This is a genomic window from Bacteroides sp. AM23-12 (assembly GCF_003434395.1).
GTDB lineage: Bacteria > Bacteroidota > Bacteroidia > Bacteroidales > Bacteroidaceae > Bacteroides > Bacteroides thetaiotaomicron.
Window position 1 is genome coordinate 50408 of record NZ_QTLF01000001.1, and the last position, 25406, is coordinate 75813.

Annotated in this window: 13 protein-coding genes; 2 read left to right on the plus strand and 11 right to left on the minus strand. The window is 39.9% G+C overall.

The features are described 5' to 3' along the window. Positions 1-447: 447 nt before the first annotated feature. The gene (locus DW640_RS00200) at positions 448-1224 is read left to right on the plus strand and encodes a hypothetical protein (protein WP_011108139.1); all 777 of its coding nucleotides are present in this window, start codon (positions 448-450) and stop codon (positions 1222-1224) included. Positions 1225-1342: 118 nt separating this feature from the next. Here DW640_RS00200 and DW640_RS00205 read toward each other — a convergent pair whose 3' ends face one another. The 10 genes from DW640_RS00205 to DW640_RS00250 all read right to left on the minus strand — a co-directional run bounded on the left by DW640_RS00205 (position 1343) and on the right by DW640_RS00250 (position 23944). Further along, positions 1343-4768, minus strand: coding sequence for a glycoside hydrolase family 38 C-terminal domain-containing protein (locus DW640_RS00205; RefSeq protein ID WP_016268604.1), 3426 nt, complete (start codon positions 4766-4768; stop codon positions 1343-1345). Between the two features lie 43 nt (positions 4769-4811). After that, positions 4812-5849 (minus strand): glycoside hydrolase family 43 protein, encoded by a 1038-nt coding sequence (locus tag DW640_RS00210; RefSeq protein ID WP_008766598.1) that lies wholly within the window; start codon positions 5847-5849, stop codon positions 4812-4814. A gap of 23 nt (positions 5850-5872) precedes the next feature. Further along, entirely contained in the window at positions 5873-9001 is a 3129-nt protein-coding gene (locus DW640_RS00215) for a GH92 family glycosyl hydrolase (RefSeq protein ID WP_103877839.1), read from the minus strand. A 106-nt stretch (positions 9002-9107) separates the two neighbouring features. Then, positions 9108-10337 carry a DUF4998 domain-containing protein gene (locus DW640_RS00220; RefSeq protein WP_016268602.1) on the minus strand — a complete coding sequence of 410 codons (1230 nt, stop codon included), beginning with the start codon at positions 10335-10337 and terminating at the stop codon, positions 9108-9110. A gap of 19 nt (positions 10338-10356) precedes the next feature. After that, positions 10357-11556 (minus strand): DUF5000 domain-containing lipoprotein, encoded by a 1200-nt coding sequence (locus tag DW640_RS00225; protein WP_016268601.1) that lies wholly within the window; start codon positions 11554-11556, stop codon positions 10357-10359. Positions 11557-11579: 23 nt separating this feature from the next. Beyond that, positions 11580-13508, minus strand: coding sequence for a RagB/SusD family nutrient uptake outer membrane protein (locus DW640_RS00230; protein WP_016268600.1), 1929 nt, complete (start codon positions 13506-13508; stop codon positions 11580-11582). A gap of 7 nt (positions 13509-13515) precedes the next feature. Beyond that, positions 13516-16668 carry a TonB-dependent receptor gene (locus DW640_RS00235; RefSeq protein ID WP_048697081.1) on the minus strand — a complete coding sequence of 1051 codons (3153 nt, stop codon included), beginning with the start codon at positions 16666-16668 and terminating at the stop codon, positions 13516-13518. 236 nt (positions 16669-16904) lie between these two features. Beyond that, entirely contained in the window at positions 16905-18065 is a 1161-nt protein-coding gene (locus tag DW640_RS00240) for a sugar MFS transporter (RefSeq protein ID WP_117576819.1), read from the minus strand. A gap of 10 nt (positions 18066-18075) precedes the next feature. Beyond that, on the minus strand, positions 18076-21219 hold the full coding sequence (locus DW640_RS00245; protein ID WP_011108135.1) for a GH92 family glycosyl hydrolase: 3144 nt from the start codon (positions 21217-21219) through the stop codon (positions 18076-18078). Positions 21220-21250: 31 nt separating this feature from the next. Then, entirely contained in the window at positions 21251-23944 is a 2694-nt protein-coding gene (locus tag DW640_RS00250) for an ROK family protein (RefSeq protein ID WP_008766590.1), read from the minus strand. Between the two features lie 129 nt (positions 23945-24073). Between DW640_RS00250 and DW640_RS00255 the strand changes: the two genes are divergently transcribed. Next, entirely contained in the window at positions 24074-24808 is a 735-nt protein-coding gene (locus DW640_RS00255; protein ID WP_008766589.1) for a GntR family transcriptional regulator, read from the plus strand. A gap of 26 nt (positions 24809-24834) precedes the next feature. Here DW640_RS00255 and DW640_RS00260 read toward each other — a convergent pair whose 3' ends face one another. Beyond that, positions 24835-25398, minus strand: coding sequence for a Crp/Fnr family transcriptional regulator (locus tag DW640_RS00260; RefSeq protein WP_008766588.1), 564 nt, complete (start codon positions 25396-25398; stop codon positions 24835-24837). Between the last annotated feature and the right edge of the window lie 8 nt (positions 25399-25406).

Sequence of the window (25406 nt, forward strand, 5' to 3'; positions counted from 1 at the left end):
TCTGTTCTACTTTTATATAATATAAAATGATGGATTGGTAATGTTAATTGTTACAACATAGTCTTTTGAATTTATATAATAGTGACGATTGCTTTGTTTCTAATTTTCCCCAAACATTTATTAGCCTCTTTTGTTATTTTCCGAAAACTATTTGTAACTTTGTCATCGGAACGTAGCATACCGTTTAAAGGTGTGCGATTGCGCGTTTCCTCGGCTAATAGGAAATTGTAACGGATTTTTTTGATGTATGCCGGGAAGACGCCTGTACTTCTATGACTTCTCATAGGGTACGGGCTGTCTGCCCGTATACATCAGGTAGCCGTTACTACCTCCTATTAGCGGGATGTGACAGCTCCGTACTCTTTTATAATATAAAAGGTACGGAACTAGGTAAGAGTATTAACTTAGTTCCGTTTTTTTATGTCCTATTGGCTCACAACAAAACAAATGTCTGAAAGACATGGCGTTCAGGAAGCAACTCTGCGAAACTGGGCGAATCTCGGTTACATTACCAGTTGCCGGATGGGCAACCAACTGTTCTTGGATGACGAAAGTCTGACTGCCTATCTCGAAGCTCACAAAAGGCTTGGATTGCAAGCGGATTATCTGGCAAAGATTGTGGAAGAGAAAAAGCTGGAACGCGACTTTATTATTTCCAGATATGATGATCTGCTATATGTATTGCGAACACAGAAAACGTGTAAACCTCTATATGAAATTATTATTCGTGAACTTTCCCAATTGATTGTTCATCCCGGAGCCCGTGATATTTTCTACTCCATCTCTATGGGGGAGTCAATAGAGAAAGTTGCCGGTCGGCATCGAATTACTTATGACAGGGCGTTACAGATTTATAATTCTCATCTCAGAGGACTGAAAGTGAGAAAGAATGTGTTGGCTACTTATCGGAAACATATCATAGATGCCCGTTTTCAGTCTTTGGCGGATAAAAGCAAGAATATAAATTTGAATCAGGAAGAAAGGGTACTCCAATTGTCTGTCGGCAAAGTGGCCGATACGAGGCTGACTAATGTCTTGTATAAAGAAGAAATCCGGACGGTAGGGCAACTGCTGGAATTAGTATCGGGAAAGGGATGGAGATGGCTGCTGAAAATGGAAGGAGTAGGGAGGATTTCTTATGACCGCTTGCTGTCCAATCTTCAGTTGGCGGGAGTGGTCGATGAAAGTTTGGAGCAGATACTTTCCGGTCGTTCTGACAGATGATGAGGGGCAAAAGTCAATAGTATTAGGAGAGTTGCTACTGACTTTTGACATCTCCTCGTCTCTTTGTGGTGATGATTCTTCCGTTTTTTAGGGTAGACTACGCATTTGATTCTTTTGATTAAAAACGTTTTATCTTTATAAATTTATTCTGGTACCCCTCAAATATATGCTCTGACGTTTCATTTTCCAATTTCTCTTCAATAGCGTTTACTATTGTGAAGGGGATGGTTTGCCCGTCTTCATTTAAAATCCTGAGGTTGGTTCTCTTTCCATCTATCTCTCTAATATTCAGTAGTATATAACCTTCTTCTTTAGAGGGGGTACATGAAGTCATCAGGAAATTGTCTTTCTCAAAATGGAAGGCTGAGTACTCTGTGGGTTTATGATTCTCTGTTCCTGTCGGCATTACCCGGGCATATAGAGGAATACGTGAGCTCCAGCCAAACTTGGTAGCAAGGTTGCTAGATGGGTCAACGGAAGAGGTCAGATGGTAACTCCAACGGAACTCTCCTTCTTGGGAAGCTTTGAAGTTGGTATTCCAGTAATTATTCATCACCCACGAGTAGACATGAGGCCTTTCGTATTGTTTCTGATATTGAAATTTACCGAGATTTATGTCTCCTAGTTGATAGAGGGGGATGAGGCTGCTTCCTATAATAATTTGCGCCTGATTATTTTGTACCGATACAAAGTTTTGAACAGTATTCCAGTCTGTAGATGTCCCTTCCAGTTGATTCTTGCCAGATATAACTGTTCCGCCCTGAACGTCGAATGCCAGTTTTCCTTCGGGCAGTTGGAAGGGAAAAGCAACGTATATCCCTGAGGGATCCGTTTCCGGCAGACGCTTGATTGCGTACTCCAGTTCTATTCGTTTGGTATCATGATATAATTTAATTTCCAGATTGACCCCGAATGCTTCGTCTGTTCCCGGAGATTTTCCCTGCAACAGGATACGTTGATAAATAGGTCCATTCGAACTGTCGATGATCCGGCACTCACTCAATCCTGTTCTGTTGTAATCATCCAGGCGATATTGGGCCAATTGGTCACGATTACCTAATTTCTCATAGATAAAAGCACCCAGTTCCCATGGAGACGAACTATCGACCAGTTCACAATTCAATTCTTTATCATACAAACTTTGGATCGTTCCTTTGTCCGGGTTGAGTTGTAGTTTGTAGAAATGATTTTCGATACTGGCATTGTTTATTGTAATAGTTCCTGTATCAGTAGACGGTTGTTTGAAGACAATTTCAAACGTCTTGTATCCCATAGGCGGAATATCCTCTGCGAAAATTGCATAGTAGCACCCTTCTCTGCGATAACGGATCGGTTGAACTTTCAACGAATGTCCTTGAAAGTCTGTTATTTCGAAGAATTGGTTTCGGGGGATCACTTCAAAATCAATATATACAGTCAGCATCTCCGAACGTTTCCAGTTCAACGTATTGAAAATCGTAAGGGTCGGGTTCTTGCCTCTGCGGAGGTCTCCTTGAAGTAAACCGACGGAGGTTTCATACAGCATTTGTGTTCTTTTGACTGCTTCCCATGCATAGGCTGACTTTTCTCCCCATTGCACCTGACTGTTTTCGCACAACGGATCACTGACGCTTTCGGATGCTCCGAACGTGTGTTCATCATAAAATAGCAGGCTTTCATGTATGTGCTCTATTCGTTGGTGAGTGGTCTGTGGCAGGCATTTGTCTTTTAATACAGCCATAGACAGTAGCCCTTCTACCGCTGTCATATCCGAATGAGTTTTGCGTGAAGCTGCTGTTTCTCTTGCGGCAGAACCGAAACCGTCTGTCCACCAGTCTGGATATGCGGCTCTGTATGCGGGAATTTTATCCTCGTATCGCTTCGTTACATAATCCAGAAATTCGGATGCAGTGGCACTTCGTAGCTTAGGATATGCGTACTTTTCATTCCACTCTCTGATGAGTTTGCATTCAATGATGGAGGGCGGTGAATTATCCGTGAAATAACCGGAGTATTGTACGCCTACTGCATCAAACGGATAATGCTTACGCTCCAGTTCTGATAAATAATGTAGTAACTTCGGTTCTGTCTTTTGAATGTCTCCCTGCTCTATTCCCCAGAAATTGCCGGTATTATAATGGTCGGCACGGTAAGTCAGGATCGGTTTACCTGACGGAGATTCCCATTGGAAGACAGTCGGCATATTAAACGGAACCTGCGATTTGTAATGGTGTTCTCCCATCCACAGGTATTTTATCCCGAGGTCCGGCAGATAATCTGCCAGACACCATGCAATTCCGTTGACGTCATTCTGCATGGCCAGCGCAGAGGGAATTCCATGTTTTCTGAATTCTTTGACAGGCTGAAGGAAAGTCTTGAAAGAGTTTTCGTCTACAATCTCCGACATATTGAAATACATGGATGCAACTTCTATTTGTCCTTCGGCAATGTATTTTTTTAGTTTGTTCACTTGTTCTTCCGGTCTGTTTTTCAAATACTCGTCTACAGCCCACGCCGATTCGCAGGTCCATCTGAACTTCGCATCATCTGTGTAGTCTTTTGTTTGTTCGCAGTATTCAATGGCATAATCTATATACCGGAGATGTTCCGACAGGATTTCGGTTTGAGGTTTGGTGTAGCCTATATCTGTGTGAGTATGCTGAACGAGATATACTGTCCATTTCTTGACAGGAGTTGCCTTTTCATTGATTTTGCTGACGGTTTTTCCTTGTTCTTTCAGTATGATCGGTAACTCACATGGAGCGGTGACTTCCGGAATGGATGTCTCAATGTTATTTATTCCGGGGGACAATACGTATCTTTCCGGTGGGAAATTACCGACTTGCAGTTCCACCGGTCTCTTTTTATGATGCCAGTTGACTGCTTTTATTTTGACCGGCTGTCTCAGTTCTTTTTTCTTTCCGACCACCAATACAGGAGAGAAGGCGGAAGATACGAGACTGGCTTTGGTCGTAAGATTGTTTGTTTGCAGAGGAGAGTCAGATGTCAGCTTTATCTGGTCGAATGCTACCCAACTGCCTGATATATTTCGGATCGTGAGTGTGTTGTTTCCTGCTCTGAACTCATCAGCCGGAATGTCAAGCGTGACGGATAACTCTTTTGAAGTTGTTTCTTTTGTGTCCAGATATTCAGGGTTTGTGCCTTTGGGTGTTTGGATGGATTTCTCGAAGCTGTTGAGCCTCACCTCCAGTCGGGGAGGTGAGGAAGGATGAGTTTCTGCAAATAGAAGTCGTAGTTGTATTTGGGTTGTCGGAGAAGGAGCTTCGGCCAATGAAAAGCCAATAACAGCCTGCCCTGATATGCCACCTGCCCAGGCATCACTAGGCCCCGGCAGAAAGTAAGGAAAATCAGCAGAATGATTTCTCCCTACTTCGTATAGATAAACATCATTGATGTAGTTCCGATAATCGTTTTTATAGAACTTGAACTCTTTGGCGGATTTATCTTTGTTTCCTATTTGCCAGACTGTATTTTGAGAATGAGCTGTGAGAGTTCCCAACAATCCGATGATACAAACGATTTCTTTAATTTTTATCTTTCTCATGTGAGTTCCTTTTAGAAAATGATATGCCGTTGCTATATCTTAATTAGAATTCGTATGTATCAGGTGACCAGCTATCCAGCCATTGAATAGCCATGCTTCCGTCTTCACGGAACTGTATAGGCAACCAGATATAGGTTGAGTGAATTAGGTCTGTTTTATTCCATTTGTCAAACATGGCTATGTATGCGTCTTTCTTTCCTTGAATCGGCAGTACATGGGTACTTTGTCCATAGAAGGTTTTGTCGGCATCTTTTCCTACACAAGGATTTCCTTTTACGGTCCATGGTCCTAAAATTTGGGTAGCCACTGCATATTCCGCTTCATTGGGACTCCAGCCGGTACATCCCGAACTGATGACGTAGTATAGTCCGTTGTGTTTGAACACAGCAGGGGCTTCCCGGAATTTACCTGCGAAATTGCGTGTGAAAGTGCCGGAAGGTTTCAGGTAATCGTCGGACAGCAAACTGATATATAATGTAGAATTCTGTTCGGAAGAGTAGATATGATAAGCTTTGCCGTCGTCATCTTTGAATAGGGTCATGTCCCGGCTGATTTGCCCGTTCGGGTGCATCGAACCCAGATAGGTGAAAACACCAGTCGGTGAATCGGAAACAGCGACTCCGGCAGCAGCTTTATTGTAGTCGTCACTGTCCACGTGCAGCCACATTACAAATTTCTTGGTTTTGTCATTGTATATAACTTTAGGTCTCTCCAGCACTTTGGAAGGATGGAGATCGGATTGTGTGTCAGATATTTCCGGTTGGAGAACGAGTCCTTCATATTTCCAGTTGAGAAGGTCCTTGGAAGAGTAACAATTTACTCCACCGGCTTCCGTACGATAACATTCCCAACCGGGAACATTGGGATTCCAGTAAGTGGAATCACTTTTACATTCGCCATACCAGTAGTAAATTCCCTCGTGATATAATATACCGCCTCCGTGAGCATTTATTTTCTCGTTGTTGGTGTCGAGCCATTCTACTCCCGGAGTGATGGCTGTATACTTGTGTGATGTGTCACGTGATGACTGACATGATAATAAAACGGCTGCTGTGATAAGACTGAGTAAGATCTTTTTCATTTGTTACTATTTTTTTTATGATGTTATTTGATTCCCCAATTTTTATTCGGACGATCTCCCATTTCAAGTTCCAATGTGCCGCCTTTGAGCAGTTCTTTTGCCGGAAACTTGAAAGAGTTCAACTTCTTGCCGTTTAGTTTGGCGGACTGGATGTACTTATTTTCCCGCGAAGTATTGCTAGCTTTGATGATAAATTGCTTTCCTCTACCGAAATGTTTTCCCAAATCTATTTTTATTTTTTCAAACAGAGGACTCCCCAGTTCATAAACAGGTTCTGCGTTACAACCTCCGTCCGTCTGGAATAATCCCAATGCAGCCATGACAAACCAAGCGCTCATTTGTCCTTGGTCTTCGTCTCCCAAATAGGCATTTGATGTGTCAAAGCCATAATAGCGGTCGATAATGGAACGGCTCCACCGTTGCGTTTGCCACGGTTGGCCTGCCCAGTTGAATAGAAAGGCGAAGTGCATGGATTGCTGGTTACCTTGTACTACTGGAAAGTCCCAATACTGGTCTCCCGGGGCATTATACCTCCATGGCTCACTGGCTTTGAATCCCCATGACAGCCGGTCGATGAAGAGCTCTTTACCGATAATTTCGGTGAGTGCGGGAACGTTCTGAGGTACAAAAAAAGTAAGTTGCCAGGCGTTTCCCTCTACATAATGATGGTTAGCTCCTGATTTGAACGGATCAAAGTTCTTTTCCCATTCTCCATTGCTGTAGCGCATTTGGGCATAACCTGTCGCCGGGTTGATTGCGTTTTTCCACCAGTTGCCTCTGTTGGAGAATGTTCGGTAATATTCCTCTTTTCCCAGTGCTTTTGCTAGTTGAGAGACTGTCCAGTCGTCATAAGAGTATTCTAATGTGTTAGAAAAACGTCCTTTGTCGGCAGGTACATATTGATGTTGCAGATAAGTTTCCAAATCTCTGTTGCCGGCAAACCCATTGGCTACACGTTGAGCTGGGGTAGTTTGCATCTTTACGATTGCCCGGAACATTTTTTCTGCATCGTAATTCCGTATTCCCATTTGGTAAGTACTTACTAAAAGGGGAATCTCATGTTCGGCCACCATTACAGGTATGTATTTCATTCCGCTGGGGCCTTTTGCCAGCCATCCGTTGGCGTCATACATAGCCAACTGCGATTTTACCCATCTGGATGACCACTCGGGAGCAATCAGATTCCATACCTGATTCAGATTCCAAAAAGTATTCCAGAAGGCATCGCATCCCAAAGCGACAGCATCCGGGTCGTCCAGCTTTTGAATGTTGCCTGCTGCATCCACCCATCTGCGGTCTGCATCACTGAAAGTATTCCGGCAGAAAGCACGGTATAAATTGGTGTAAAATCTTACCTTTTCCCGATAATCGTTGCTGTATATCCGGACTCTGTTTAAAATATTATTCCAACTATCCGACTGATGTTTGCGTACAGCTTCAAAATTCCACCCGAATGGTTCCGTTATCTCATTGGAAAGATTGTTGGAAGCCCCTGCCATATCTACATAAGATATTCCGGAACGTACCATAACTTCCGGATAATCGGTAGTATCAAATTCGGCATAACAGCCGAATCGCTGAGGGTAGCTGGCTGTCATAGTATCTGTTTCCCATAAAGTATGATCGTGCCATCCTCCAAATTTCTTGATATCTTTATTGAATTCAATCACGAAATAAATTGTATAGTTCTGATCCGCATCCGCCGACCATACATTTTTGGATAGCTGCTTGCTGAATCCTTCGATCCGTCGTGCTCCTGTTTGCTTTATACTTCCTTCAACAATTTGGTAATCGTATTCACTAGGGATTTTCAGGTCGATCATGACACGGGCATCCTTATCTTGCGGATATGTATAACGCTGAAAACCACACCGGGAGGTGGCAGTCAGTTCCGCCTTGATTTGATAATCGGTCAAGTCTACTTTATAATATCCGACTTTCGTTTCTTCACTTGTTTTGTCGATGGCTGAACGATACGAATTGGCATCTTTGACTAAGGAAGACTGGCTGCCTATCTCCGTTTTTAAAGGACCGTTGGCAGGCATGATGCCCAGACCCGCCATGGTCCATTCGTGTATGTGGCTAAACGTACCTATGCTCTCGAATGAAGGATCATATCCCGATTGCCAACCGCTATCCTGATTGTCCGGACTTAATTTGACCATGCTGAATGGCATCCACGGACCTGGTGCTATCATCCAACGGGAGTGCGCAGTTCCCATTCGTGTATCGATGTAATCGGCCAGTGTGATTGTATTGTGAGGTGCGCGTCTGATCATTCCTTTATCTAAGATTGCACCATCGGCGGATATGATGTAATGGCTTGTCTTGGGAGACTTGACAACTGGCATCGGAGCTTCTAGTATGTATCTTCCTTTTTCCAAACGTTGTTCCAGTATCTTTTTTCCATCTACTTTCACTTCAAGGAGAGGATGCCCGGAAAGATGTTCTATGTCTACTAATAGTGGTTGGGCTACAGGACTGGTGGTTTGAAAGTCCGCAGCTTTAACATCCCGGAGATAAACGGATTTGTTGACTTCATTTAGTTCAGCATTATCCGGCCCCATAAGTCTGATATCATCGAAGAGAATCCATGAGCCTTCGAGACTTGTAAGCGCGATGGAGTTGCTTCCTTTTCTGATCACTCCGGAGTTCAGAGGAATTTCGATCGTATGCGGTTTGATTTGTGAATAGTCACCGTCTATTGATTTTCCACTTCCTTTGGGAAGTGCATATTTCCATGATTTTCCGTTGATCGTTATTTTAAATAGTGCCGGAAATTCGTGGTGAGTATCTAATAGGTCTATGATTAATTTCCATGAGTCCGTTTCGGGAACTTCCTTCATACCAAAGAGTATGTTTAAAACATGAGTCCGTATACCGGCAGTATAACTTGTTCCTCCCCAATGATCGGCAGGTCCCGGCAGAACATAAGGAAAATCTTTTTGAGGGGAAGACAATCCAATGATATAAAACCTGTCCTCCCAACCAAAATCATTTGCCAGAAACTCTTTGTATTTGTCAGGGGACAATGCCAACTCACTGGCACTATGATTTTTCTCCCCGATTTGCCAGACAGTCTTGGTAGGTGCTGCACATAATCCGGATAGGAGGAATAAAAACGTGAATAAACTCAATGGTATTCTTTTCATATTAACTTTCGGTCTTTTGGATTCAAGATACAAATTTGTTTTTTACATAGGAATGTATCATTCTTTTTTTGTATACACTCCTATGCAAAAACAAATTCAACTGTTATCACTGTAACAAACTAACCTTTTTACCCCAGAACTTGATTTCGCTGGCGGAACCATAGGCCCCCATTCCTACGTGTGGAGCTGAGAGTGATTCTACAATACGGTATCTGATGTATCTTATATTTTCGTGTTCTTTATCGCAGGCGAACTTAATACTGGGTTGCCAACCGGAAACAGAAATGTTTTTTGTAGTCAGCTGTTTCCATCCTTTTGCTTTCGCACTTTCTTCCCAAGCCGGGTTTATAGATGGAACATCCGGTTCATGGCTTTCCAGGTCTTCTACATCTTCAATTCCCCATATTTGGAATAATCGAGGCATCCAGTCTGTTCTTTCATATCCGGTAAAGAACAGTTCGCATTCGGTAATCGTTGCTGTAAGTCCCATGTCAATGGTCAGATGATGAGGAACTCCTTGATTATCGCCGGCATGATAACCGCTGTCATAATTCCATGTATCATTGTTCCATAACTTTTCTACTGAACCGCCATAACCGTTTACAACATCTGAAGGCATATTTGCGTTGGCAAAGTTAGTTCTGGGGATTTCTACAATCGGATCGTCGGGCAAAGTGTATTCTGAAATGGGCAGGGATACGATATCCAATGCTGTTTCGCTGGGTAGGATTCGTGTTTCTACTGTTAATATAGAAGTAGCTTTCCAATCAGGTAAATTGGTTGAAGCAGCATCTCCTTTCACTGTTAAAGTTAGTAGTTGCTCATTTGAATCATAGTACTTAACTATTGCTTCCACCACATTGTCTGCCTGATTCCAAATTAAGTTGAGCGAGTTGTCGGCAATGACGAATTGTATATCGGTAATTCGCTTGGGATAATAAGTCGCTATGTGCTCCGTTCCGTATACATCTACATTGTAGGTTTCGGATAGTGAGGTATTACCTTCTTTATCCTTTGTGGTTATTTTAACGTAATAGTTGCCTTCTTCCACATCTTTGATTTCATAACTGAATTCAGGTTGCGTTCTGTCAATGTCTGTTGTGAAAACCTTGTCGTAACCTACAAGTTCTATTATGCAAGTCTTTGCTGTGGCTAGATATTTCATAGACCCCGTTATCATCATACGCTGAAATCCCGGATGTATTTTTACATCCGCCAGCTTTCCTACATAAATTTGTTCTCCGTCTTTGATATATTCAGAATAGGTATCATGAATATCTGTGCAGGAGGTCATACACAGGAGAATAGTAGTTATTATATATATTACTTTTTTCATTTCTGTCTATTTTATAAGGTTATTCTTCACCTTGGATATCTCCCCAAAGAGTGATTTCTGACATAACTGATGTTTCCATTCCCGACCATGACATTAAACTCTGGAACCGGAAGTAGCGAATGAATGGTACATCTTGGTTGAGGGTAAATACATGGCCTCTTTGGGCTTCCTCAATATCTTCCTGAGTAAGCGCATCACCAAATGCCCCGCCGGATGGTTTCTTCATTTCTCCATCAAATAATACCACCCAGTTATCCGGATTCTGCAAATCTTTACCCTCTTCGCAGCCATATAATTTGAAGTACTTGGGAGCTCCATGGGCATATAATAAGTCTTGGCTGTCCAGACGTTGCCAGAATTGGAATTGGCTGAGACGTACATTGACATTCAAATCAATACTGAAGGCATGCGGGAAAGGTATCGGGTATTCGGTATGTCCCCAGTTCCATCCACCTATTTGCCCGTCCCATAGACGGGAATGATAACCTTCGTGGTAATCCCAGCTGACATCATCCATAACTTTGACAAGTTGGAATTTTGTTTTATCTAATAAGCTTTCTTTCCAAGGAGTAATTTCGGCATACAATGTGTCGGAAGTGTTTTCCCATTTATCCCTAACGAAGATGGCTAATTTCAATAATTTATGTTCTAAGCCTTTTATAGTCAGGCGGCCTTCTTCCTGTTGTGAGGAGTATACGTCATGGATCTCGTATTCATTGTGCTCATCTACCCATTTGTAAATGTAGAAAGATAATGCACTTCTTGCTGCATTATTGAAATCGAGGAAGAAACCTCCAAAACTTTCAGTCACTTTTAATGATTCTTGTGTCTGAACGACTGCAGGAGTCAGAGGCTCAATAGTCACGATAGCCGGTGTGGAATAGTTTTCGTGGCGGTCTACAGAGTAAAGTTTGACCTCTCTCTTTTGTGTATCCCCCAGCCCTTCTATTACCAAAGAATCTACATACATGGAAGATCTTACTTCCTGCTGTTCTCCGCGGGTATTAGTGAAGATAGCTTTGACGTATAATAAATCGACATCATCGGAAGGAGTATATTTAATAATAGCTCCTCCGTTTACATTCTTCACCGATATATTAGTAATCGGTGCCGGAGCTTTTCCATCATTCGTACCGCGTGGTTCGGCCTCGTAATCACCGGCGCAGTTTGCAAAACAAACTGCTGCAAGTATTAAAAGTATAAAAGCTATATTTTTCATCTTTGTCATTTTTATGTTAAAAGTTACCATTGAGGATTCTGAACAAGTTTCGGATTTCTGTTGATAGAATTGGTCTTAATAGGCCATAAATAATCTCTTGGCATGAATTTTCTCGTGAAGAGAACTCGTGCATTATAAAAGTACTCCGGGTCCTGCTCTAATACCGACCAGCCTTTTATCTGAGTATTCAGATATGTAGAGCCTAACTTCCATCTGCGTACATCATGGTAACGATGGCCTTCGAATGCAAGCTCTATCATTCGCTCTTTCTGTATAATTTCACGCATTCCTCTTTGGGTGGTTGGCTTATCCGGGCGGTTGGAATGATTACGCCATGTATTTACCAAAGAACCTCCTTCATCCAGACCGGCTTTATTCCTGACCTGTTGTACATAGTAGTATACATCTGTAGTCGGAGTTTCATTAAGCTCGTTGAGAGCTTCTGCATATAGCAGGTATAGATCGGACAGGCGAATAATCGGGAAAGAATATACGTAATTGATATTGGTCGCACTGGTGTTTACGTTTTGATAACTAACCAATTTCTTTGTGAAATAACCTGTCGGTGAATATAGTTCGTCTGAAACGCCGGCAATATCTCCTTTCTTTGATTTGATAGGATAGGAGCTCGTTTCATTGTCGTTACAGCATTCGATGGAGAACCATTTTCCACCATCAAAACCAATATAGGCATAAAAACGAGGCTCTCTGTTTAAATGCATCTTGATAGTTGTGTAGTTTGGTGTAAAATGAATAGGATCATCTTCTGGAGTTGTTGTCAGTTTATATCTGTTTTCATATTCATAATCTTTATCCTCATCCATCGGGACTCCGTTCGCTGTATAGAATTGTTCTACAATTTCTAATGACGGCACAAGTTGTGAGCAACTACGAATCATTCTGTTCCCCAATGAATAGCTGGTTAAATGCGCTTGGCATAGATTCTGTATTCCATCTGTTGCATTGGAACCTAATGCCCATATTATTTCAGAATTAAAACGACCGGTAATTGTGTTACGTAGTGTCAACTCTTGTTGTAAAGTTGATGAAGGAGTATAATTTAGCTTCTCATCAAATTTGTATAAAGAAGCTCCGGCTTCGTGGGCAGTGTTGATGGCATCCAGGCACGCTGCGGCTGCCGCCTCCCATTTTTCCTTTTTATACTCTTGGTCGAAGAAAGGTATCCCTTCTGAATTGACAAATTCAGCATACATCGTATTGCCGTTGAATAAAGGACTGGCAGCCAGTATTAGTAATTTAGCCTTGATTGCTTTCGCAATAGGTAATGTGATACGCCCTAATTCCGTGCGTGGAGAAGTCACATTGAATGTTAATCCGGAAGGGATGTTCATGGCTTCATCCAATAAATCAGTTGTATAAGTGACGATATCATTAATCGTTTCTCTCTCCAGTTGCATCATATCTAAGTCTGCTTCTACGCTGATGTTCTCTTTAAGTAAAGGAATGGGCCCATAGTGCAACATGAGATAATAAATATAATATGCTTTCAGAGTCATCACTTCGGCTTTCCATTTATTTTTCTCTTCCATACGCATGTCAGGTACGCGATCGATGTTGTCTATAAAAATATTGCATTCATGGATTCCTCTGAATATGTTGTAGCCTCCCTGACCTCCATCCCAGTAATTTAGTAAGGGGTCGTTAGAGTTTTGCATACCACGTGCAATGTTGAATGAGGTTATATTTTTATAGTAGTGGGACTCTGGTTTCAGATACCACATTTCTCCACCGCAGATGAGGCCGGAGTTGTGATCAAGATTGGCTGCTGTAGGTACGAAGTTATAGCAGGTGGCTAAATATTTTTCAGCATTAGCCCGAGTGTTGAATGCCATTTCAAGCGTTGCGATATTATCCGGCACGATATCAAGATAGTTGCAGGATGTGATTAATATCGCCAATAATGTACTAGTGAATAAATGTTTGTATTTCATAATGTAATCAGAAGCTTAAGTTAATACCAAAATTGTAAACTGCCTGAATAGGATATTGCATTCCGTCGTTTCCTTGTTCTACATCCCATAATTTAAAACGATTCCATGCGAAAAGATTTAGTCCGCTGGCATAGATTCTCAAATTGGACATACCTAGATGGCTGGTCAGCCTTTTAGGTAATGTATATCCGATTTCGACTGATTTTAAACGCAAGTAAGAACCGTCGCGTAACCACCATGTACTGTTTCTGTTATTGTTTGCAATGTCAGTAGTTGACAATCTTGGGAAAGTAGCGTATATATTACGATTCGATTCAGACCAGTAATCATCCGCATATGCTTGCATCATACCATTGAGGTTATTTCCTCCGAAATCCATTTGCATGAAAGGATTTGTTGCTTTGGAATTAATAAAGAAAGAAGATCTCGCTGCTCCTTGAAAGAAACAAGAAATATCAAAATTCTTGTATCCCATCGACACTCCGAAGCCGTATACAATTTCTGGAGAAGAGGAAATCCCTATTGGAACAATATCTTCATCATTAATTATTCCGTCATTATTTACATCTTTGTATTTTATGTCACCGGGCATATATTCACCATATGTCTGAACAGGTGAATTTGCAATATCTTCTTCATCAATGAACAGTCTTTCCGCTATTAATCCATAAGTCTGATTAATACGTTTTCCAATATGACTAAGCCAAGGGTAAGGACGATAGGGTTCTTCTACATGCTCATATTTGCCTGTTGCATAAGTGAAATTGCCACGCACTCCTAACCAGAAGTTTTTATTGAAAGCGTGGTTGGCATCTACCTGCACTTCGAATCCATGTGAAGAAGCTTCTCCTTTATTAGCATAAAGAGGTGCACTGAATCCCATTTCATACGGGATGGTTTGGCGTTCGCCAAAGATGTTTTTTCGATATTCGGTGAAGTAATCGAATTGTATGTCAAATATATTAAATAGCCCAACTTCGAGACCTAAATTCATTTTTTGAGCAATTTCCCATTTGATTTTGTCATTTCGATAGCGTATCATGTCGATAGTACCGACATTCCGTTCAAAATCTTGTCCCCAACTGAAATTTGCACCACTACCGTTTAGATTTACCTCGGACATATAAAAGAATCTGTCATTCCATGCACCAATATTGTCGTTACCTACCAAACCGTAAGTTCCTTTTAGTTTCAGTTTATTGATAATATTCTTAAGGTCTTGATTCCAAAACTTTTCTTCGGAGATCATCCAGCCTGCTCCTATCGAAGGAAAGAGTCCGAATCGTTCATTTTTGGCAAATCTTTCGGAACCATTGTAACCAAAGTTTGCTTCAGCAAAATATCGTCCGTCGTATGCGTATGTAAAACGACCTGATAATCCAATGTTACGGGCTGGTAAAGATGTCTGTATCGAACTTGCGCCTCCGCTCTTATTCTCTCTCAGAACTCCTACTAATAATCCGGTGATATTATGCTTTTCCCGGAACGTACGGTTGTAGTTGAGAGATGCTTCATAATAATACGAACTGCTGACTTGATTCCCTTCTGCTGTATAATCCAAATCTTCCCGTCCACCATTAGGGTTCAGCTCCCTTAAAGTATATGTGTCGGTTAGTTTATCATAATAGCTGATTGAATAATAAAAGGGTGAAGTAGAACGTTGTTGTCCGCTGTATGAATTTCGGGTAGTACTTGCGAAGACTTTGATACTAAGTCCTGGAGTTATAAAATCTAATTTCTGATTTAATTCCGCCTGGGCAGAAATAACCGAATTGGTGTATTGTTTGTAACCACGTATCATTTCCGCATAGGGATTGATGTAATTACCATCACCTGCGTTACCAAATAAAATATGTGAAGTAGATGTATGATTTTCATCAGGCATATAATATTTGGGGAATAAAACAGGACTTGTTGCCATTGCTCTTCGGTATAGATCATTGCCGCTTACAATAGGACCGGTATAATCATCAAAATTGCCACTGAATTTTACAGAAAATGTAGTCGTCTTGGTCACATCAATATCAATGTTAGAACGTACATAGATTTTTTTTAAATCAATGTTACTGTTATAATTGTTTCGTTTATCTACCTTCATGATACCATTGTCATCCGATATGCCTAAAGAAACATAATATCTGGCAGTTTCACTACCTCCGCTCATATTGATGTTGGCACGTGAATTAAATACATTATCATTAAATAATTCATTGTACCAGTCTACCGCCGGATATACATAGGGATTTTTGCCGGCTATTGTTGATGCTATTTTCTCATCGGTATGAGGCCGGACAGCTAACGGATTACGTGTGAGTACAGCTTCATTGTGGTATTTCATATAGCTGATAGGATCTACCATGTCTATTCTTTTTGTAGGTGCTGACAATGAACCTTCCACTCTGGCACTAATTTTTACCTTACCGGGTTTGCCTTGCTTGGTAGTAATCAAAATGACTCCATTAGCTCCGCGTGCACCATAAATGGCAGTTGCTGTTGCATCTTTCATTATAGAGAAAGCAGCAATGTCATCTGCGGACAGTCTGGAAAGATCAGTAGTAGATGATTCGATATTATCGATTAATATCAGTGGACTTTTAGAGTAACCAAAAGTTGTCACACCGCGAATAAAGAATTCCACATTGTCATTTCCAGGTTCACCGGACAACTGGTAAGATATAATTCCGGCAACATTACCACCTAAGGCTTGAGTCAGATTACTGGTTGGAATTTTTAATCTTTCAGGTTTTAAGGTTGATATTGCTCCAATCACACTTTCTTTTTTCTGTTTAGCAAAACCAACCACAGTAACTTCATCCAATTCATCTACCTTTGGCAAAAGTTTAATGGTTTGAGGTACTTTATCTATCTTGTATTCAATAGATTGGTATCCTAAAAATGAGAAAATCAAAATAGAGCCTGGTTCGGATGAAATAGTAAATAAGCCATCTATATCCGAAATGGCTCCTTTTGTTGATCCTTTCACCTGTACAGTAGCTCCTGCAATAGGCAAATCTGTTTCATCCACAATTTTCCCTGATATTGCTTTGGATGAGTTGTTACTACTACTGGTTTGAGCTTGCAAGGTTACATAGCTTTCAATGATTAGAAGGAAAGCTATCCATAATACGAAGCGTGGTAAGTTGCATAAAAGCTTCTTCATACTCTGTGATTTTAAAAAGTAAGTCATAAGGGTTTTATATTAGATTTAATGTGATTTCTTGTATATAAAGGCTGTATATTTTAATCTACATAGTATTAATTGCTTATGATATATGTATTATATAATGTTTATATGTATATACATATTGCAAATATATATATTTAAAGCAGGAAAACTAGAAAGATTTATTTATTTAATATAAATTTATATATGAATGGTTGTTTTGAGAATAAATGTTAATGCGACTTTGTGTGTATGGTTTTAAATTTATGAAACGAACATAAAATTAGATAGATTACACAAATTAGCATGACAAGGATGGAGCCTGATTGGCTTTCGGTATAATCTGCGCAAACTCCCATGAGAGGAGGAATGATGGAGCCACCGGATATCCCAGTTATCATGAGTCCTGATATTTCGTTGGTTTTATAGGGTAATGTATGCAAGGCTAGCGAGTAGATGACGGCAAATATGCTAGACATTGCAAAGGCTATAATGCATACTAATAACAAAATAATATATTGAGAATGTATCCAATAAATGCAGGACAAAGCTATTAATACAATGAACATATTGATCCGATAATAATAAATTTCGGAAAACTTTGCTAATAGAATTACACCACATAAGGTCCCCAAAGTGCGAGCGGCAAAATACCAGCTTGTACCATAACTTGCGATTTCTTTAGTCAACTCTGCATTTTCAATTAAAAGTTTTGGGGTAAATACATTCATTCCTACATCTAAGCCAACAATACAAATGATGCCTCCGAATAAAAGGCAGATGGTTTTATTTTTCAGGAGAGAAATAACTTGATAGAAACTGGATGTTAATCTTTTGTCGTCTTTCTCATTTATTGGAGTGAAAAATAACCAGATTCCGGAAATTAGAGTAATGGCGGCGAATATGGGAAACATTAATATCCAGTTGTTGAAATAAACAGAGCAGAATCCGGCCACTATAGGTCCTACAAAAGAAGATAGTGCTTTGATGAATTGTCCGGCTGTCATAATGCTTGATAATTTTCCTTCAGCGATAACATTGGTTAATAAAGGATTAAGTGACACTTGAAGGATGGTATTTCCTATGCCTAAAAGTGCAAAGGCGATATAACAGGCTGTCTGTGTGAATGTAAGTAATGGAAGTAACATTCCAATAAAAGTAGATAAAAGTCCTATCAGTGATATTGTTTTTCTACCTTTCTTGTCCATCCAGATAGAAATCGGAATAGAGATGAGTAAAAACCATATAAATACCATTGATGGCAGGAAACCGGCTTGGGTTTCGCTCCAACTGAAATAATCTTTCGCATAGGTGACTGATACTCCTACTAAGTCACAGAACCCCATAATAAAGAAACCAAAAAGAACTGGTAGTATCTTACTTTTATTTTTCATATGTGTTTATTTATTTAAATGCATTTGGATTTGGTCGGTCACCCATAATGAAATGAAGTGTTCCTCCTTTTTTGAGTTTACTCCATTCTATATAGTTATTACTAAGGCGCTTGTTATTGAATCTTACATATTGAATGTAACAATTGTCTTTGGATACATTTTCTGCTTTTATGATAAGTTTTTTTCCAGAGTAATAGGTGTTGTCTAACAGAATTTCTACCCGGTCAAATCGCGGACTCCCCAGTAACCATACAGGATCTTTGCTGCAACCGCCATCCATTTGGAAAAGTCCTATGCTGCTTAAGATGTACCAAGAACTCATTTGGCCTTGATCTTCGTCTCCCGGATAGGCGTCTCGGGGACCCATTCCATAATATTTTTCTTGTATAGCACGTGCCCATTTCTGGGTGTGCCACGGCTCACTGGTATAAGAGAAGAGGTAAGCTGCCTGCATATTTGTTTCATTCCCATGATTAATAGGATAAGCTCCCATATTATCTCCTAAAGCATTGAAGCTTACTTTTTCGGATGTTGCAAATCCGGCATTCAGCCGGTCGATGAATTGACGCTCTCCTATTAAATTGATGAGGCTTTTTACATCATGAGGAACGTACCAGGTGAATTGCCAAGCGCTGCCTTCGCAAAATCCGGGAGCATGATATGGGTTGGTGTTTTCGATCCACTCTCCGTTGGGACGTCGGGGGCGTACATATCCGGTTGATGGGTCGAATATGTTTTTCCAGTTATCAGAACGTTTCATAAATGTATTGAAGTCATCTTTTTTATTAAGAGCGTCAAAATATTGAGCAGCGCAATAGTCTTGATATGAGTATTCCATTGTATTGGAAACGTATGATTGATAATGCGGAGAATTCCAATCCCATGCGTCATCGTATAGAGGTACATAACCTTTGGTTATATAATCGGGATAACTTTCGTTACCGACTTGTCCTCCTCCGGGATAGTTTATCATAGTGGCTGTTTGTTGGTGAATTAATGCCCGATACATGAGTTGACTGTCGAAGTCACGAATTCCATGTTGATAGCCGGAGACTATCAATGGCAAAGCAGGATTGCCTATCATGACTCTGAAATATTTCATACCGGGATTACCATTGGGAAGCCAGCCGCCACGACGATAGAACTGCTCGTAAGTGTAAATCCAATTGGACATGTACTCCGGATAGAGAAGATTATAAAATGGACCTAATGTCCAATGCATTCCCCAAGCAGAATCACCTCCATATACGCTTTTACCTGGCTTGTCTATAAGAGCTTTGTTACCGTTCATATCTATCCATTCCCCATTTACATCATTCCAGATGGTCCGTGGACTGATAGAACGGTAAAGATTGGTGTAGAATTTTTGCTTTAAGAGGTAATTGTCTGTTGTGATACTGACTCTTTGGAAAAGTGTTTCCCAGGTATCTTGTTGATTGGTGACAACTTTATCAAAATTCCATCCGAATGGTCTCGCTATTTCTTCTTCCAGATTTAGCCGTGCGTTATCAATGCTTACTAATGAAATACCTGTCCTTACCATAACATCATCACCAGTGTTAAGGTTAAAGTCGAGGAAGATTCCTGCGTCCAGTTTGTCTTGACTGTTATTTTCGACTGTAAATACCTGTCGGGACTTCATGTTTGATTTATGTAGCTGTTCAATTTGGCTATATACTTTGTTTCGTATCCAGCCATTCATTGTTTTGAATGGCTTATCAAACTGCATGACAAAATGTAATTTATATCTTTGTACTCCATGGTATCCTGTTGACCGGCAATCGTTCAAGGTCCATCCCTCTATTTCTGTGTCAGATACTTTTTTTACGTATACATCATCTAAATTCCAGTCGTATTCTGCTGGAAAGAAAAAGTCAACTAGTATTCGTGGCTGCTCTGCTTTGTTGAATGTGTATCGCTGAAGGGAACTGCGGGTAGTTGCTGTTAATTCTGCTTGGATATTATAATCTGTAAGATTAACAGAATAATAACCGATTCGGGCTGTTTCGGTTTTCTTATTAATTCGGGAGCGATACCCATAGTCCGGCTGTTTTTCTGTTCCGGGTTGTATTTTTAAATCTCCCGTAGTTGGCATCATTAAGAGTCCTGTCATTGTCCATTCGTGAATGTGGCTGAATCCCATTATGTTTTCAACGTTATATTCATATCCTGCTTTCCAATGGGCATCTTCGTTATCGGGCATAAGTTTTACCATTCCAAATGGCATCCATGGTCCGGGGCCTATCATCCATCGTGAACCACTGGAACCAGCAAACTGATCAACATAATCAATTGATCTGCGTAGTTGCTGGTTACTACGGATAAATTCTTGAGTTGCTACTGTTTGTCCTTCTGTTGATATTTTAACTTTGATTTTAGACTGGTCTTTAAGTTTTCCGGTTGGAATTTCGTAGATATTCTCTCCTTCTTCTACTTGTTTGAATATCTTCTTTTGGTTGATTTGTATTTTAAGTGTTCCGGATTTTTTAGTTATAGTTTTCAGTAGAAGAGGCTGTGTTCTTGTTTTCCCTTGTTCTAATTCATAATCAGCCATTTTCATTGAAATAATAGGAGTATCACCTATCTTATTGATTTGTGTCTCTTGAGGTCCGTTTAGGCAAATGGCGTCAAAAGTTAGGGATTTACCGTTGAATAACTGCATTACAATCTTGTTGTACCCTTCCTTTAGAATTCCGGGCTGTATTGAATATGTTAGCTGTTTGGTGCCAGGCTTTATAGGAGAATCGTAATTCTTTCCGTTGACTTCCAGTCTTAAGAACATACAGTCTTCGTATTCTACATTCTCTATAAAAATATTCCATTGATATTTCTTTAGCGGATTGACATCGGATAGTTTTATTAAAATAGGAAGTTGTATCCTGCATTGTCCTGCCCAGTAAGATGAGCCAGCCCATTCAGCAGTAGGCCCCGGTATAATGTATGGAAAATCGGCCGGTGTGTGTTCGCCTGCATAAAAATATTTTTTATTATCCCCAAATCCGGAGATAATAAATCGATCTTTTCCATCCGGTGCTAAGGCAAACTCCTTGGATGAATTATCTGTTTTGCCAAGTTGCCAGATTGTGCTGTATTGTGGATATACATTCGCAATACAATATATGAAAAAGATAATTTGTACAATAGTTCGTTTCATAGTAGTTGGATAAGATGTTTTTATTAAGACATTATTTCAAAGTAACTTCTTTTTTTACAAAGGCTTTTACCAACATTATTCTTTTGTCGGGATTTTCATTTATGATTGTATATGATCGGGCAGCAGCAGGGATGACAAAAGTCTCTGCATAATTAAAGCGTTGTTTCATGCCGTCCTCTGTTTCAATGCAAACGGAGTCTCCTTCTACTATCATACATACATGGCATGTATTTTCTGTATTCATTTGAATACGGTCTTTGAAGGTGTAACGATATACATCATAAAAATGCTCTTTATGAGTAGGTAGATGCTCTATAGTACACTCCTGATTTTCTTTCATGATATATGGATGGCATATCAATTCCTGGATTACTTTTTCCCCTTTTCTTTCAAAATATAGATTATTCATTCCGTGTTGAATGTTTAGAGGTCGTGGTTTCCCGTCTAATCCCATGCGTATCCAGTCGTACATTTTAAATGTGAAAATATAGGGTGCGCTACTTATTTCCAATACCACGCAATCTTTTCCTGAAGCATGTATGGTGCCATTGGGAATAAGAAAGAAATCGTGCTTTTTAGCTTGGTGTTTTTGAACAAACCTTTCTATCTCTACCTTCGTTGCTTTTTGTTGACTTCGTTCCAAGGTATATTGGAATTCCTCAGGGACGATGTTGTCTTGAAAGCCTAAATATACACATGGCGAGTTTTTACAATCCAATATGTAATATGTCTCATCTTGGGTGAATGGCATGTTAAAATGCTCTTGTATATATCGGGGGCGTGGATGGCATTGGATAGAAAGATTATCTCCGTCAAAGGTGTCTAGAAAGTCGAAACGTATCGGGAAATCGTACTTAAATGTTTCCGAACATTCTCCTAATATATTCTGATAATCACTATACATAAGAAAATCGAAAGATACTTCAAGCCGATATCCGTCACTCTCCAGCATTAGTCCGTTTTCAAGTACCATCAGTTCAAAAGACCATGCCAGATTATTTACTTCTTTATTTAATCCTTGAATATGATTTTTCATCCATTGTCCTCCCCAGGCGCCAGGCTCGAACCATGGACGAACTCTGAAGAAATTGCGGCTCATTTTGTGCAATCCTTCTCGTAGGTCATTTCCTGAAATCATTAATAGTTCATCCCATTCTCTTTGTCCGTCAATAAGTAGGTCAATCAGAGGCAGGCATTGCTTTTTGTGCTTATTAAGAACAATCCAGTCTACAAAATATAGTTGTTTGTAAGCCTGTTGATTGTCTTTTCGATAATCTAATCCTAAATTATTGATGGCTCCGGCGCGCATTCTAAACTGAATCTCATTTTTAGGAATATCAATATAAATCAGGGGAGCTTTCCATTGAGATAGGGCTGCTCCTGTACCTATAAATATATTTAAATCTGCTTCCGGGTCAGGTTGTATGGAATTAAGCTTATTTTCATCAAACCAATTAACCAAATGCTTATCAGTAATGGTGCCGAATAACGGATTATCTCCTCCAAGATAAGGAGCAATCATTTTTTCAATAGTCTGTGGATCTTTCATTGCTACACTGGAATGAAAGAATCGCACATTCTTTCCTCTTTTTCTGAGTTCTTCTCCTAACTTAATGATTAATTCATCCCAAAAGACTCCAATATAACCATCTATTTTTATTTGGGAATGCTTTTCTATCCAGTCAGCTAGTTGGTTTATACCTTTCCCAATTTTGCCTTTTCCCAATGGAAATGCCGGGTATATATCATATTCTCCTGATGGGGTGGCAGTAGAGTTAGTAGGTGCAATAAATTGCTGTGTGTGTCTTTTCTCTTTTGTATTTTCCATATTTTCAAGTATGTTGCTTGTGTAAATAGCAGATCCGATTAATGGCGACATATCCCATAATTTACAGATATCTATTTTAGTGATTAAATTGAGTTTCTTTAATTGAAACTGAATATTATCTAAAAAGAAGTCAGAAGCTTTCGCTATATTTCCTCCTATAATAAGTTTCTCCGGTTTAAAATTTAGCAGGAATGGGGTTATGAATTCTACGAAATTTGAAGCGAAGTTTTCAAATAATGACTGTGCATTATTGTCTCCGTTCGAAGCGCGTAGTGCGATTTCTTTTACGCCAGTTACCTTTTTATCTGGAAATAGCATATTCCATGTATTTACAAACCATCTTGTCGAAAAAAAGTCATCTGCCATTCCGTCTCGGTAAGGTATGTTGTAGAGATATCCATGTTCAGGTATTCCTTCTGTCAGTTCGTTCAAAACAGTATCATTTTCAAGAAATGTACTTCCAAGTCCGGTGCCGATTGTGACTATAATGCTTCTACTTGTGTCTTTTGCTGCTCCTGCATAATACTCTCCAAGGGCATAAGCGGATGCGTCATTTATGAAAACAGTATTCAGGTCAGATACTTTTTTAATTTCTTCTTTAAGGTTAAGACCGAAAAGTGACTGAAACTTTGGCACACCATAAATGGCAACTATACCTTTGGCATAGTCGCAAGGACCGGGCATGGCTATACCGATTCCGCCTAATTTAGATAGGGGCATACAGGCTTGAATGTCAGTAATAACTTTTCTGACTTTCGTAATGATGCTTGATGTTGAATCTGTGGCATTCAGTTCTTCGTGAGATAGTATGTTTTGATGAATGTCATTCGTTAGAAGGTTGACGATTCCACCTTTTATATGTGTACCACCTATGTCTATTCCCAAATAATACTTCATAGTTATTATGATTTAATTAATTAGTATGTCTGAACATATAAACATTTGCAAATGTATTCTTTTTCTTGAAAAGAACAAAAAGTATTGCCTGTTTTTATTTTTATTTTTATCTTTGTAAAAAAGTTAATCATGAAGATATTAGTTAACCATAACAGCGCAATCCCCCTTTATCTTCAGATAGAAGAACAGTTGAGGACTATTATCAAAGGGGAGGAATATAAACAAGGTAAAATGCTTCCAAATGAAATTGATTTGTCTAAACAATTGGGCATATCTCGTAATACCTTGAGACAGGCGATTAATAACCTTGTGAACGAAGGATTGCTGATGAGGAAAAAGGGAGTAGGTACAGTTGTTGTAAATTCAGCTGTATGTTCCAAAGCTCAGAATTGGATGAGTTTCACACAGGAAATGAAAACTTTGGGAATTGTACCAATGAATTATGAACTTCATGTTAGCTGGACAAAGCCTACAGATGATATAGCCCTTTTTTTTAATGCTCCTGATGTAAAAAGAATACTGAAGTTAGAGCGTTTACGTGGAAATCAAGAATACCCTTTCGTGTACTTTATATCCTATTTTAATCCTAAAATAGGTTTAACAGGAAGTGAGGATTTCTCCAGACCTCTTTATGAGATATTGGAAAGAGATTATCATGCTATTGCAAAAGTTTCTAAAGAAGATATTAGTGCCAGGCTGGCTGACAAGTACATTGCTGGTAAGCTTGAGATAAAGGTCGGAGATCCAATTTTGGTGCGTAAAAGGTTTGTTTATGATCCCGAAGGGTGTCCGTTGGAATGGAATATAGGATATTATCGTGCGGACAGTTTTATTTATTCACTTGAGTTTGAGAGAAATATTTGATCTTATACTCATAAAAAAAGTGAAGATTATAAGGATGCCCGAATCCTGCTCAGCGACTGCGGTGTTATCCACAGATAAGATGCAATGTACTTTAAAGGCACATATTGCAACAGTTCCGGAGTCTCCTTGATAAGAGTCAGGTAACGTTCCTTCGCTCGTGGACTGCCGGAGTTGATGAGCCAGTTTTCTTGCAGAAGAAGCTGGTGATCCATCAGCCGCAGTCCCAGATTGGCTAGTCCGATGGAAGAATGATATAATTGATTCAAGGTTGCGCGGGATATACTGTAGGCTACACTGTCGCACATTGCTTCAATATTAATCAGTGAATAAGCATTGTCTGCATATCCCCAGACGGAGAAAGCTGCTTCTCCGTCTGAAGCGAACCAGATGGTGGCATCTGCTCCGTCTTTGTGGTAATATGCCCGCCATATTCCCGTTTTTATAAAATAAAGGTTGCTGTTCTTTGTCCCTTCACGTACAATGAGGTCTCTCTTTTTGAAATGTACTTCCTCCATACAGCCTAGTAAGGTCTGTACGTCACTTTCCAATACTTTATATTTGTCGCAGAGTTTTTTAATGAATGCATCCATGTTGCAAA

What these genes read in the sequence shown, in the direction of transcription:
- DW640_RS00200 (WP_011108139.1), top strand. Translation starts at nt 448, where the DNA reads ATGTCTGAAAGACATGGCGTTCAGGAAGCAACTCTGCGAAACTGGGCG.
- DW640_RS00230 (WP_016268600.1), bottom strand. Translation starts at nt 13,508, where the DNA reads ATGAAATACAAACATTTATTCACTAGTACATTATTGGCGATATTAATC.
- DW640_RS00225 (WP_016268601.1), bottom strand. Translation starts at nt 11,556, where the DNA reads ATGAAAAATATAGCTTTTATACTTTTAATACTTGCAGCAGTTTGTTTT.
- DW640_RS00250 (WP_008766590.1), bottom strand. Translation starts at nt 23,944, where the DNA reads ATGAAGTATTATTTGGGAATAGACATAGGTGGTACACATATAAAAGGT.
- DW640_RS00210 (WP_008766598.1), bottom strand. Translation starts at nt 5,849, where the DNA reads ATGAAAAAGATCTTACTCAGTCTTATCACAGCAGCCGTTTTATTATCA.
- DW640_RS00205 (WP_016268604.1), bottom strand. Translation starts at nt 4,768, where the DNA reads ATGAGAAAGATAAAAATTAAAGAAATCGTTTGTATCATCGGATTGTTG.
- DW640_RS00245 (WP_011108135.1), bottom strand. Translation starts at nt 21,219, where the DNA reads ATGAAACGAACTATTGTACAAATTATCTTTTTCATATATTGTATTGCG.
- DW640_RS00220 (WP_016268602.1), bottom strand. Translation starts at nt 10,337, where the DNA reads ATGAAAAAAGTAATATATATAATAACTACTATTCTCCTGTGTATGACC.
- DW640_RS00240 (WP_117576819.1), bottom strand. Translation starts at nt 18,065, where the DNA reads ATGAAAAATAAAAGTAAGATACTACCAGTTCTTTTTGGTTTCTTTATT.
- DW640_RS00215 (WP_103877839.1), bottom strand. Translation starts at nt 9,001, where the DNA reads ATGAAAAGAATACCATTGAGTTTATTCACGTTTTTATTCCTCCTATCC.
- DW640_RS00235 (WP_048697081.1), bottom strand. Translation starts at nt 16,668, where the DNA reads ATGAAGAAGCTTTTATGCAACTTACCACGCTTCGTATTATGGATAGCT.
- DW640_RS00260 (WP_008766588.1), bottom strand. Translation starts at nt 25,398, where the DNA reads ATGGATGCATTCATTAAAAAACTCTGCGACAAATATAAAGTATTGGAA.
- DW640_RS00255 (WP_008766589.1), top strand. Translation starts at nt 24,074, where the DNA reads ATGAAGATATTAGTTAACCATAACAGCGCAATCCCCCTTTATCTTCAG.